Origin of the sequence: Paraprevotella clara YIT 11840 (assembly GCF_000233955.1) — a bacterium.
GTDB classification, from domain to species: domain Bacteria; phylum Bacteroidota; class Bacteroidia; order Bacteroidales; family Bacteroidaceae; genus Paraprevotella; species Paraprevotella clara.
The window spans coordinates 372,171-385,976 of sequence record NZ_JH376597.1 but is presented as its reverse complement, the minus strand read 5'-3'; the positions used below and the strand labels follow the sequence as shown (position 1 = coordinate 385,976).

Genomic DNA, 13,806 nt, shown 5'->3' with positions numbered 1-13,806 from the left:
AAAAAGACATGAAGAAGGGAATAATTATCAGCCTATTTTGGGGAATGGGCATGGCTACAGGAATGGCGCAGTCTGTTTATCCCGGTATCTGTGAGGGGCAATTTCGTGTCTCGGTGCAGGTTCCCTTGGCTGCCGAATCGTTCGATTTGCAGGACGTGCGCCTGTTACCCGGACGTTTCCGTGACAACATGATGCGGGACTCGGCGTGGATGGTCTCCATCGGGGCCGATCGTCTGCTGCATGGTTTTCGGACGACCGCAGGGGTATTTGCCGGACGTGAGGGAGGATACATGACGGTGAAGAAACTCGGCGGATGGGAGTCCTTGGATTGTGAACTTCGCGGGCATACGACGGGTCATGTGCTTTCGGCTTTGGCTTTGATGTATGCAGCCACGGGGAGCGATGTTTTCAAGATGAAGGGGGACAGCCTTGTAGCCGGTCTGGCGGAAGTACAGGCTGCGGGGACGGGCGGTTACCTGAGTGCTTATCCCGAAGAGCTCATCAACCGGAATATCCGGGGGGAGAGTGTTTGGGCACCTTGGTACACGTTGCACAAATTGTTTTCCGGCTTGATAGACCAATATCTGTATGCCAGGAATGCGCAGGCGTTGGACGTGGTGCGGAAAATGGGAGACTGGGCTTATGGGAAACTTCGGCCGTTGCCGGAAGAGATGCGCCGCAAGATGATTCGTAATGAGTTCGGAGGCATCAACGAGTCTTTCTACAACCTGTATGCCTTGACGGGAGATGAACGTTACCGTTGGTTGGCCGGTTTCTTTTATCATAATGATGTAATAGACCCGTTGAAAGAACAACGGGATGATTTGGGGACGAAACATACCAATACATTCATTCCGAAAGTATTGGCTGAGGCGCGTAATTATGAGTTGACGGGAGATGGAGACAGCAAGGCTTTGAGCGAATTCTTCTGGCATACGATGATAGGCCGCCACACCTTTGCTCCCGGATGTAGCAGCGACAAGGAACATTATTTCGATCCGGACGAATTTTCCAAGCATATCAGCGGTTACACGGGCGAAACCTGTTGTACTTATAATATGTTGAAGTTGAGCCGTCATCTGTTTTGTTGGGAGGCTTCTCCCGAGGTGGCCGATTATTATGAGCGTGCCTTGTACAATCATATCTTGGGGCAGCAAGACCCTGCGACGGGAATGGTATCTTATTTTTTGCCTTTGCAGTCCGGCACGCACAAGGTGTACAGCACGCCGGAGAATTCTTTCTGGTGTTGCGTGGGCAGTGGCTTCGAGAGCCATGCCAAATATGCCGAAAGCATTTATTATCGTGGGGAAGACTGCCTGTATGTCAATTTGTTCATTCCGTCCGAATTGGCGTGGAAAGAAAAAGGGTTGAATTTGCGTCAGGAGACCCGTTTCCCGGAAGAGGAAACCACTCGCTTGACCTTGGCGTTGGAGACTCCCCGTAGGTTGGCTGTGAAACTCCGTTATCCGTCGTGGAGCGGCCGTCCTACGGTCAGGGTAAACGGGAAGTCCGTACGGGTGAAACAGCACCCCGGTTCTTACATCACGTTGGACCGGCGTTGGGAAGACGGCGACCGTATAGAAGTGACTTATCCCATGCGCCTTGCGATGGAACGTATGCCGGACAATCCCCATAAGGGCGCGTTACTTTACGGACCGATCGTATTGGCCGGTGTCTTAGGTACGGAAGGAATGCAACCGCCCGCTCCGTATTCCAATCCTTTGCGGTACAATGATTACTATACTTACGATTACCATATCCCCCAAGGTTTGCCTTGCTCGTTGCCCTGGGATGACCGCCATCCGGAACGCGTGTTGAAACGTACGGGGAAAGGGTTGACTTTCGTCACGGAAAGCGGAGTGCAGGTGCTTCCGCTGTATGATGTCCACCGTCAGCGGTATGTTGTGTATTGGGATTGTATGGAACAGCAATAAGCCAAAATAAAGTCCCGTTTGCCTTCCATTGGACATGCGGATGGCAAACGGGACTTTTCTTTTGTGTGTATTCTTAGGGTAAAATTTCTTTTGCTACTTCTTCTTTATTGTATATGTTACCGTCTGTCCGGCTTTCACCTTGACCTTATCCTGCCAGTTCAGAAACGCATTGTCTCCTAACGGTAAAGCGGCTTCTTCTGCCCCTTCGGCAAAAAGAGTGACTTGTGCGTCGAACTCCGTGGGGTTCGTAATACGTAGGATGGTTTTCCTTTTGTCGCTTTTTATGATTTCCGCTTCGACGTGGTCGAAGACGTAGAGTTTGCCGAGGTCGGTACGGACGTAAATTCCCGGGATTTCCAATGCCATTAGCGCTCCGTTCGTTTCGTTCCAACCCGTTTCCCAACCGTCGGCACGGGAGCCTCGCCGGTCGGAATCGCAGTACGTGAGCCGTTCGGTGATTTTGCCGTTCGGTTGGATGCCTTCGGCGTGGGCATGGATGATGTCGCGCAGGAGTTCGGCATACAACGTGTCGCCGGTGGTGCGGTAGAGTTTGAACAGCACGTCGCCCGACTGCGTGCAGAACCCTGGTGCCCCGTGTTTGTTTTGCGTACTGGCCCATACGGCGCCTGTCAGGTTGGCACCCAGTTGGGCCAGCGGCGTATCTTCCGGTAAGCGATAATCGAAGGAAACCGTCCATGTGGCGCACAGGTGAGCTGCGTCACGGGCTTGTTGCAGATATCCTGTTTCGCCCGTCGTTTCGTATAATGTGAATAGGGAAGTGGCAAGGGCGACAGCCGTTTCCGAGTCGGAATTTTGCAGGATGTCACCGCAACCGCCTGAGGTAAAGCCCACGATGGCAAACTGGCGGTAGAGTGCGCTTGCGGCCTGCCGGGCGATTTCCAAATATTCAGGGCAGTTGAAATAAACGGAGGCCAATGCCAGTCCGCCTATGGCCATGGCACCGCCGGTGGTGTTGTACACTGCTACTTTTCCGCTTTCCACGTGCAGGTAATTACCCCACGTGCCTTCATTCCTCCAAGTATTGACGAATGCGTCGGCCAACGAACGGACGTTCTTTTCCCATTCCGGACGGATGAAGTCCTTGTGTCCCATGCGCTCTAATAGGTTGAACTGTTTTACCATCCAATACAGTACGTCCCCGTTCCGGCGCGTCACCGCCACGCCCGGCACTACGGCTGCGGCATCGCGGTTGAGCACTGTGCCGTCCGGTTGCAGGATGTCATAGTAATATCCGCTTTTGCCTTTCGCCCGGGGTAGGGCGAAGTCAAAGGTGCGCGCCACGCGGCGCAGGTGCTCGTCGTCGCCGAGCGCGAGCATCGGATAAGTATTGATGAGGCCGCCAATCCATCCGTACGACATCCAGTCCGCCGTTTCGGGGCGGTAGAATTCCACGCTGTCTTTTTGGTAGTAGCGGAGGTCGATGTTTTTGTCCATAATGTCCAACACCCGGCTCATAGGTACTAAATTGCGCGGTGCGGCGCACCGGATGTGGCGTTTGCGCTCTTCCATGAAATGCCCGAGCAGGCAGGGTGCGTCCGTGCAGGGATAAACGAGGCGTGTGACGCGGATGACGATTTCGTCCCCTTCGCGCACCGTGATTCCCCGGTCCGGACTTTTGCTGAAGCCGATGAACTCCGGTTTCTTTTCGCGTACGCCCGGTGCGCTGATAACGAAAGAGGCCACGCTTCTGTCCGGCGTTTCTTCCACGATGAGTCCGTGGTCCAAGACTTGCCCGTCGCGTACGATACCTTGGTCTGTCAGTAGCAGGACACCCTCTTTCTTCTGCCGGTCGAGGAAAGCAATGGCCGGGGTGGCGGCGTTGCATACGCTGACCTCCAGACGGGAGGGGCTGCCGAAATCGGGTGAAAGTTGGGGAATGGGATTGGAGGTTAAGGCCAAATCCGGGCGGTCGTAGTCCGAAGGGTCAAGTCCCGTGGCATAGTTGCGGTTTACGATACGCTGACGGTTCCCGTTGTACACGGAGGCCGGAATCATGACATAGTTGTCGCTTGTCCAATGGTAACGGTCGAAAGCCACGGCAACTCCGGCATCCGTGAGATTTTTCAAAGCCTTGAACCGGAATACGAACAAGGTTCCGTCCGCCACTTCGGTCTTCTCCACCGAGGTTTTCCAACAGGAGGAAGTGTCGGTCAGTTGTTCGCAACTTTTGAGTTTCTCTTCATGGTAACGGCAATCCAACAGTCTTATTTCCTGATGTGCATTTGCCGTGTCCGGCAACCAGTTCTGGGCTTGCAGGCTCATCGGGCAAAACAGTAAAATACTTCCCGTCCATAATTTATTTATCATACGGAATGTGTGATGTATAAAGATGAATGAATGTGTTTTGTATGCAAACTTATAGTATTGGAAAATGGAGGCAAAATAAATAAACGTTCTTTAAGTGTTTGACTGAAAAACGAAGCAATAATGTCAAAACGTGAAGCATTTGTTGTATGGTATGTTTCTAATCCGGTAGGGTCGTAACGTTTTCGGGGGCGATACAAAAAACAGTGTAAATGAAAGTGCGGCTTAATTGGTTTGACGGTCTTGTGTGACATCGTTGTTGGTGTAGGAAGAGGGGGGCACTGTGGTAACGGGTGGTGTTTTAAGTGAGGGTGTGTATGGATATACAGGATGCGGAAAGTTTGAAGTGTCAGGAACGTTGCGCTAAAAAACAATATTCATGGCTCGTTTTTTTGTCAGAATGTCAATTATATATGGATGCGGAATCCGATGATAGTGTCTGAAAGAGAAGAAGACAATGGTTTGGATTGCATAAATATGCAAAATTATTTCTTTTATTCATGATTATGCGGTATATATTCATTTATCATGAGGAGAAAACAATATAACTTTCAGTCAAACGAAAAAAAGTTCTCCTCATAAAAATCCGTGTTCGGGCGGTTGTTCCGTGGAAAATGAGGATACGTGGAGGTTTGAATCGCAGGAAAACGTTCTTTTTTCGGCTGTTTGGCCGTATCGTTCTTGCAGAAATCTTTTGCCATAATGGCTGCGTTCTGCTGTTTTCTCTTTCGCATATGCCGGAACAATGCTTCATGGATGAGGTTTAAGGATGCCAATCTGTTATCAATAAGGCCGTAAGGATGGATTTTTGCATCTGGTATATGGCTCAGGAATCGCGTGTAGGCAGTTGAAGTCGGAGGGGAATGCATATACGCGATTCTCGTATAGGGAGATTTGACGTTTTGATAAAATGAAAAAATAAACATCCTTTCTTGTTTCCTTGTGTTGTTACACTTTAGAGAGATTGTACGGTTGGGGTAATTTTGTCTCTTGTATCATGTTTTTTTTCCAATGTAACATTCGGTGTTTTTTGATACATATCCTTTTCATGCCTTGAAAATTAAAACTTTATATTTGTACGGATGAAAACAGACGTAAACTTTAAATAATAACTGAAAAAACATGAATGAGTCAAATCAAACATTTGCAGGAATGACCCGTTTCCGTTGGGTCGTATGTTCCATGTTGTTCTTGGCTACGGCCATCAACTATATGGACCGTCAGGTTTTATCGCTGACGTGGAAAGATTTTATTGCGCCTGAGTTCGGATGGAACGACACGGACTACGGTCTTATCACGGGCTGCTTCTCCATCGTCTATGCCATCGCCATGCTGGTCGTCGGCAAGTTTATCGACAAGGTGGGGGCGCGGCGCGGCTATTTGTGGGCCATCGGGCTGTGGTCGGCCGGGGCATGCCTCCATGCCTTCTGTGGGATTGCCACCTACGGACTGTTGGGCGGCGAGTGGCTGACGGGCTTCGAGGGGGCGCGGCAGAACCTGTCCGCGTTGCAGACGGTGGCGGACGGCGTATGGACGGTGTCTACGGTCAGTGTCTGGCTCTTTCTGGCTGCCCGTTGCGTACTGGCCATCGGGGAGTCGGGAAACTTCCCGGCAGCCATTAAAATCACGGCGGAATACTTTCCGAAAAAAGACCGTGGGTTTGCCACCAGCGTGTTCAACAGCGGGGCACAGATTGGCGCCTTGCTCGCTCCTTTCGTCATACCTTTGTTGGCCCGATGCTGGGGATGGGAGATGTCCTTCCTCTTGGTGGGTGCCGTAGGTTTCATTTGGATGGGCGTTTGGGTGTATGTGTACGATGCCCCGCAGAAGAGCAAGCGCGTCAATGCGGTGGAACTGGCCTACATCGAGCAGGATGCCGCCACCGATGCCTCGATGGCCGAGGGGGCGGAAGAGGCCAAGCCGGCGAAGGGCATCGGCATCTGGAAGTGCCTGACCTACCGCCAGACGTGGGCCGTCGTGGCCGGGCGTTTCCTGCCCGACGGAGTGTGGTGGTTTTTCCTTTTCTGGGCACCGGCTTATGTGCATGACGTCTATGGCTATAGTTCGGATTCCACGACGGGGATGTTGCTCATCTTCACCCTTTACCTCATTTCGATGCTCTCCATCATTGGTGGCTACCTACCTACGTGGTTCGTGGGGCGTAAAGGGATGAACCCGTATGCCGGGCGCATGCGTGCCATGCTCATCTATGCTTTTTTCCCTTTGATAGGGTTGGTGGCGCAGCCTTTAGGCAGTTGGTCGTATTGGTTTCCCATCGTGATAATCGGCATCATAGGGGCGGCGCATCAGAGTTGGAGCGCGAATGTCTATTCCGTGGTGGGCGACATGTTCCCCAAGTCTGCCGTGGCTACGGTGACGGGCATCGGCGGCATGTCGGGCGGTATCGGTTGCCTGCTGTTCAACATGTGTTCCGGTATGCTGTTCACGTATTCAAAGGAAACACAGATGGAGTTTTTGGGCTTCCGGGGTATCGAAGCCGGTTATATGATAGTATTTATGGTAGCGTCGTTAGGATACCTGTTGAGTTGGGTGATTATCAAACTCTTGGTGCCGCGCTACCAACTGATTAAAGAATAGGAGACAAGAAACATGAAAGCATTTATGGATCAGGATTTCCTGCTCGGGACGGACACCGCGCGGGAACTGTATCACGGGCATGCCGAACGGCTGCCCATCATAGATTACCATTGCCATCTGAATCCGGGGATGGTGGCAGAGGACTACCGCTTCCGTTCCATTACGGAACTGTGGTTGGGCGGTGACCATTACAAGTGGCGTGCCATGCGTACCAACGGGGTGGACGAGCGTTACATCACGGGCGACGCTTCGGACTGGGAGAAGTTTGAGAAGTGGGCGGAGACCGTGCCTTATACGTTGCGCAACCCATTGTACCATTGGACGCATTTGGAACTGCGTACGGCTTTCGGTATCGACAAATTGCTGAACCCGTCTACGGCCCGAGATATTTACGAGGAGTGTAATGCGAAGTTGGCACAACCGGAGTTCTCTGCCCGGGGCCTGATGCGTCATTACCGTGTGGAAACGGTATGTACCACCGATGACCCGGTGGACAGCTTGGAGCACCACATCGCCACGAAGGCGAGCGGTTTTGAAATCCGGATGCTCCCGACATGGCGACCGGACAAGGCGATGGCCGTGGAGGATCCTGAAGCGTTCCGCAGCTATGTGGGGCGGTTGGAGCAAGCTTCTGGGCAGACCATATCCGGCTTTGCTGATTTCATCGGTGCGTTGGAACATCGGCACGATTTCTTTGCGGCCCAAGGTTGCCGTCTTTCAGACCACGGGCTTTCGGAGTTTTATGCAGAAGATTATACTGAGGACGACATCCGACGTATATATAACAAGGTATATGGCGGCAAGCATCTGGACGAAGCGGAATGCGCCCGTTTCAAGTCGGCCATGTTGGTGGAGTTTGCCCGGATGGATGCCGAAAAGGGATGGACACAGCAATTCCATTATGGGACGATACGCAATGCTAACAGTCGGATGATGCGTCTCTTGGGGCCGGATACGGGTTTCGATTCCATCGGCGAGTTCAGCACTGCCCTCTCCATGGCGCGTTTCCTCGACCGATTGGACAGCCGTGGCATACTTCCCCAAACCATCCTCTACAACCTGAATCCGGCAGCTAATGAGATGGTGGCTACGATGATTGGTAATTTTCAGGACGGAAGCGTGCCGGGCAAGATACAATTCGGTTCGGGATGGTGGTTCAACGACCAGAAGGATGGGATGGAACGTCAGATGAACGCCCTCTCCGTGCTCGGTTTGTTGAGTCGTTTTGTGGGGATGCTGACCGACTCCCGGTCGTTCCTTTCGTATCCGCGCCATGAATATTTCCGCCGCACGCTCTGTAACCTTTTGGGGCGTGACGTGGAGAACGGAGAGATGCCCGTAGGCGAGATGCCGCGTATCCGACAGATGGTGGAGGACATCTGCTATTACAATGCAAAAAACTATTTTAGGTTCTAAAGAATAAGACATAATGGAAAAAACTTGGAGATGGTTCGGGAAAAAAGACAAGATTACGTTGTCCATGTTGCGCCAGATTGGCGTGGAAGGCATCGTGACGGCTTTGCATGACATCCCGAACGGGGAAATCTGGCCTTACGAGGCCGTGGTGGAGATGCGCGATTACATCGCGGCGGCCGGCCTGCGTTGGTCGGTGGTGGAGAGCCTACCGGTGAGTGAAAGCATCAAGTACGGCGGCCCTGACCGCGACCGCCTAATAGAGAATTACATCGTGAGTCTGGCCAATCTGGGTAAGGCAGGCGTCAAGACGGTATGCTACAATTTCATGCCCGTGCTCGATTGGGCACGTACTGATTTGGAGCACCCGAATGCAGACGGTACGTCATCGCTCTATTTCGACCGTGCGGATTTCGCTTATTTCGATTGTTGCATCCTGAAGCGAGAAGGAGCTGAAGCCGACTACGGGGCGGACATCATGGAACATGTGGAACGGAAGAAGGCTGTAATGACACCGGAGGACGACCATAAGTTGGTGGAAAACATCATTATCAAGACACAGGGGTTCGTGAACGGAAATATCAAGGAAGACGACGAGAAGCCGGTGGAAATCTTCCGCGAGTTGCTCGGCCTGTATAAAGGTATAGACCGTGATGCCTTGCGCGAGAACATGCGTTATTTCCTCTCTGCTGTCATGCCGGTGTGTGAGCAATACGGGGTGGACATGTGTGTGCATCCCGACGATCCACCCTTGCAGATACTGGGGTTGCCGCGCATCGTGACGTGCGACGAGGACATCGCTTGGTTCCTGAACGCCGTGGACAATCCGCACAACGGGTTGACGTTCTGCGCCGGTTCGTTGAGTGCCGGAGCACATAACAATGTGCCGGAACTGGCACGCAAGTATGCTTCCCGAACGAAATTCGTGCACTTGCGCAGCACGGACGTGCTGCCCGGCGGGAACTTCAAGGAGGCTTCCCATTTGGCCGGGAGGGCGGGTATCATCGATTTGGTGCGCACGTTCCAAAAGGAGAACCCCTCCCTGCCTATGCGGGTAGACCATGCCCCTTTGATGTTGGGAGACGAAAAGATGGGATATAATGCCGGTTATTCGTTCCACGGGCGTATGTTGGCCCTCGGGCAGATGGAAGGGGTCATGGCGGTGGTGGACCGTGAGATAGCAGAAGGTAAAATTTGAAAACGAATGAAGGTTAAAAACAAACGGACATGAAGAATTTATTTGATATTCAAGGACAAGTGGTGGTCATTACCGGCGGTACGGGTGTGCTGGGTCGGGAAATCGGGGAATACCTTGCCCTTCAAGGTGCCAAGGTGGTACTGATGGGGCGCAATGAAGAGACTGGTAAACAGATAGTGGGTGGAATTCGTGGGAAAGGCGGCGAGGCGATGTTCCTGAGGACGGATGTGATGAATCCGGCGGTGGTGGAGCAGAACCTGCAAGACGTGTTGTCGGCCTACGGTAGGGTGGACGCTTTGCTGAATGCGGCCGGAGGTAACATGCCGGGAGCCACCATTGCACCGACCGGCACGTTCTTCGACCTCAAGGTGGAAGAGTTCGAACGGGTGCTGAATGTGAATCTTACGGGAACGGTCATCCCCACGCAGATATTCCTCCGCCCGATGGTGGAGGCAGGAAAGGGCGCGATTGTTAATTTCAGTTCCATGGCGGCTTTCCGCCCCATGACCCGAGTGTGTGGTTATGCGGCAGCCAAAGCGGGCATTTCCAACTTCACGGCTTTCTTGGCCAATGAAGTAGCCACAAAGTTTACTTCCGACATCCGTGTGAACGCTATCGCACCGGGTTTCTTCCTGACGAACCAGAACCGTGCGTTGCTCACCAATCCCGACGGTAGCCTGACACCGCGTGGCGAGGATGTCATTCGCCAGACACCATTCAAACGTTTCGGCCGTCCCGAAGAGCTTTGCGGTACGATACACTATCTCATCAGTGAGGCCTCGGCCTTTGTCACCGGGACGGTAGCCGTGGTGGATGGTGGCTTCAATGCCTTTGCCATGTAAAAAGCATTATAAGTCCACTCCGCCTGTGGATGGAGTGGACTTTTATATTTGTGGATAAGATTCCAAAAGAAGTAGCAATTGGCTTTGTTTTAGGTTTTAATAACGATAAAAATATAACGCCGTGAATGTGAAATGTATATTGATGTCACTATTTGTTTGGGCAAGTACGGTTCAGGCGCAGACTTACTATTATTATAAAGGCAAGAAAATAGGGATTGCTTTGGATTCAACCAAGTGTACGGTATTTAGAGACACTCCTCCTTTGTTGCTACGTAGTGCAGGAAGTGATGTTGGTAAAAATTGGAATGTAGTGGAAAAGGACTCTATAAAAATCTTGCAAGCACGTAATAGTTCGTTGCCATCGGACATATTGGCCATAGAACCGGTTCTTTTTCCGTCTGAAACGCCGGTATCCCGTTTGTTTTATGTGAAGTTAAAGTCTGAATGTGATACTTTGTTCCTTAAGACGTTTGCCGAGGAAAATGGTTGCAAGGTGGAACGTCAGGTGGAACAAATGCCGTTGTGGTATGTCCTGTCCACTTCACTCCATTCTGCCGGAAATTCGATAGAGATGTCTAACCGTTGCTTCGAAACGGGTCGGGTGGCGGATGTCGACCCGGGATTCATGTTCGATTTTCAGCCCGATTGTATAGATGAGCCTGCGTGGAACACCAATTCTTTATGGAATTTGCAGGCTGTGAATGGTTGTGATGCGTGGGAAATTACCAAAGGGGATAGTAATATTGTCGTTGCAGTGCTAGATACGGGAGTCGAACCTAATCATGTGGAATTGCCGAGAGTATTGGATGGATATGATGCAATGACGGGAGGTAAGGCAAATGTATATTATAAAGTTGATGCTAATCATTCAAAATGTATTAAATATCATGGAACTATTGTAGCAGGAATGATTGCTGCTGCTCAAAACGGGAAATATACTTCAGGTATTTCTCCCAATGTGACACTTTTACCCATAAGTCATAATCTTGAATCATCAGAAACCTTATCTGAAGAGCTGGCAACTGGTATTTCGTGGGCATGGAGAAATGGAGCACATATCATTAATAATTCATGGGGCGATAGAGCAGGAGTTTATTATGATGTATTGCATAGTGCTTTACTTGAAGAGGCTATACATGATGCAATGAACGAAGGACGTAATGGCTTTGGTTCAATTGTAACTTTTGCCAGTGGAAATCATAATTCCATAAACTATCCGGCATATGCTAATGATTCGATTATCTGTGTAGGATCTATAAACCAATCTTTTCAATGGTTCGAAGGTTCTGGATACGGAGAAAAATTAGATGTTGTAGCACCAGGAGGACAATTGTTAGGGACAGTTCCTTGGTACGAGGGGAATGTGTATTCCGATGCATCAGGTACTTCTTTTGCTTGCCCTCATGTGTCCGGCCTAGCCGCATTAATGCTAACTGTAAACCCTTTGTTGAATGTGGAACAATTACAAGCAACAATAGACTCCACTTGTGTGAAGTTGGATGGATATGGTTATGGCATAACTTATCCGTACGGCTCTTGGAATTCCAAAACGGGATACGGTTTGATTGATGCCGGACGTGCTGTACAGGCAGCCAAGGATTTATTGCCTCAATTGAAAGTGTCGGAGATTATCAGATATAATGACCGCCGAGTCGGTGGTTGGGTTATTTTGGATGTGATGGGGCTGAAAGTTCCTGAAATATGTGACGTGGAATGGACTATTGCCAACCAAGACATGTGCAACATAGAGTCTTATACTGTTGAGATGGTGGGTTGGGAATATTTTATTATGGAAATTAAGGGGAACGGTTTAGGTGTCATCCCCCCTTTTGATGTCGAGGCCAAGTATGTGATGAATGGAAATGTTCCGTCAACAAAGATTATTGGTGGGGGAGGCAAAAAGGAAGTTTATAGTATGAGAGCGCATGTTCCCATAGGATTTTCTTTACCATATTATTCCTTGGAAGGCAATATCGTTAGTCAAGAGTTAACGATTAAGAAGTCCGTAAAGGGTACGAAGGAAAAGGTAGGTGATGTTTCGTCTTTACGGGTTGAGATTTACTCTTTGCAGAACAAAGTGAAGACTGTTGAGGTTGATCCTTTGTCTAAAGAGATTAAAATTTCCGTATCAGATTTGCCAGATGGAAACTATATACTTAATATGGTGGAAGCTGGCCGGGTTGTATTTACAGATAGAATTATGATTAAAAAATATTAAATTTATCAGACATGAAAAAATATAGCTTTTTGTTCCTGATAGCTTCATTGTGTTGGTGTTTGTTCGGCTGTAATGAAGATTGTGGTTTCGGCTTTTCAGAAGGAGATGCAGAGAATATAGTTCCACAACAAGGGGATATTGTACCAATGACGATGAACTCCGAAGATTCAGCCTTTTTCTCTTCTTTGCTTCCGTCGTTGGAGCGAAACAAAGTGATGCGAATTGACAGTCGCGATGAACTTTCAACGTGGTTGCCGGACTCCTTGCTGATTCCTGATGATTTGGATTTTGAAAGGTATACTTATCTGTTAGGTTGTGCAGAACTTCATTCCCCTTCGTACTATGTTAAACAGGATACGTTGGTATATGCTTCCGGTCGGTTTGAATATTTATTTGATTACTTCTATTCTCCTTCTGATGCTTCTTCCGTTCGTTTGATCTGTGGAAAATATGTTAAGTTTTCTGTACCGGGAGGCGTGTCGCTTTCCATAGATGGTGAACGTGGCTTGGGGCTTGTGTATAGTACTGAGATATTAGGAGAAGGTCTGTCAACACCGGATTTTAATATGGAGGACAGGGAATTTGCTTTGATACGCATGATACCGGACTTGTATAATTATATACAGTGGCCTGAGGCTTGGAATTATCCGTTCTTTTTTACAGTGGATTATAGCCGGTATTCTGTAATATTATGGAAACGTAAATTTGACGGAGTTTTTGTCGTGAGTGATCCTGATTTTAAAATCACTCCCTTGTCACCTGTTTCATACCTTTATGAAGTGACGCATAAATTCACTCCTTCTCTTATTGGTGAGCCGCGTACTTCTTATGTGGTTTCTGTGATAGATAAGATAACAGATGACGTACAGTTAGAATGTGTATTTAATGATATTGTGCAATGAAGTGATTTAAACTTATGTTGGGGTTGTAGAAATTTAGTTGGGATTAAGAAACAGCAGGCAATCAACGGGGGTTATTGTCCTTTCTGCCGATTGGGCGTCTCCCTACACTGGGATTTTGCAAAAAGTGCTTTCATCTTTCAGGATGCATGGTAACCTTTTCATAATATTGGTGTTACGGACTGAAGGATGTTCCGGCATCTTTCAGCCAAACATCATTTCGTTCGGCTGTGGTTGGAAAATCGTTCGGCTGAGATTGGAAAATCATTCGGCTGAGATTGAAACATCATTCGGCGCAGAACTTTTTCACTCTCTGCAATGAAAGGAAGCTGAAAGATTCCTGAAACATCCTTCATTTTATAACGAGTTGTATGACAGA

Annotated in this window: 8 protein-coding genes; 7 read left to right on the top strand and 1 reads right to left on the bottom strand. The window is 49.5% G+C overall.

Annotated features, from left to right (window positions below; all coding sequences use genetic code 11):
- Positions 1-8 precede the first annotated feature (8 nt).
- Positions 9-1,934, top strand: a complete 1,926-nt coding sequence (locus HMPREF9441_RS07770) for a glycoside hydrolase family 127 protein (RefSeq protein ID WP_008619931.1) — start codon at positions 9-11, stop codon at positions 1,932-1,934.
- Between the two features lie 93 nt (positions 1,935-2,027).
- On the opposite strand, the gene HMPREF9441_RS07765 is transcribed toward HMPREF9441_RS07770, so the two are convergent.
- Positions 2,028-4,262, bottom strand: a complete 2,235-nt coding sequence (locus tag HMPREF9441_RS07765; RefSeq protein ID WP_008619923.1) for a YyaL domain-containing protein — start codon at positions 4,260-4,262, stop codon at positions 2,028-2,030.
- A gap of 1,119 nt (positions 4,263-5,381) precedes the next feature.
- On the opposite strand from HMPREF9441_RS07765, the gene HMPREF9441_RS07755 reads away from it, so the two are divergent.
- The 6 genes from HMPREF9441_RS07755 (at position 5,382) to HMPREF9441_RS07730 (ending at position 13,430) form a co-directional block, all read left to right on the top strand.
- Positions 5,382-6,857: an MFS transporter gene (locus tag HMPREF9441_RS07755; RefSeq protein WP_244949682.1), complete on the top strand. Its 1,476-nt coding sequence runs from the start codon at positions 5,382-5,384 to the stop codon at positions 6,855-6,857.
- Between the two features lie 12 nt (positions 6,858-6,869).
- Positions 6,870-8,273, top strand: coding sequence for a glucuronate isomerase (uxaC, locus tag HMPREF9441_RS07750; protein ID WP_008619910.1), 1,404 nt, complete (start codon positions 6,870-6,872; stop codon positions 8,271-8,273).
- A gap of 13 nt (positions 8,274-8,286) precedes the next feature.
- On the top strand, positions 8,287-9,468 hold the full coding sequence (gene uxuA, locus HMPREF9441_RS07745; protein WP_008619908.1) for a mannonate dehydratase: 1,182 nt from the start codon (positions 8,287-8,289) through the stop codon (positions 9,466-9,468).
- Between the two features lie 29 nt (positions 9,469-9,497).
- Positions 9,498-10,310 (top strand): SDR family oxidoreductase, encoded by an 813-nt coding sequence (locus HMPREF9441_RS07740; RefSeq protein WP_008619906.1) that lies wholly within the window; start codon positions 9,498-9,500, stop codon positions 10,308-10,310.
- Between the two features lie 121 nt (positions 10,311-10,431).
- Positions 10,432-12,528, top strand: coding sequence for a S8 family serine peptidase (locus HMPREF9441_RS07735; RefSeq protein ID WP_244949681.1), 2,097 nt, complete (start codon positions 10,432-10,434; stop codon positions 12,526-12,528).
- Between the two features lie 11 nt (positions 12,529-12,539).
- Positions 12,540-13,430, top strand: a complete 891-nt coding sequence (locus HMPREF9441_RS07730; protein WP_008619902.1) for a hypothetical protein — start codon at positions 12,540-12,542, stop codon at positions 13,428-13,430.
- Positions 13,431-13,806: the final 376 nt, after the last annotated feature.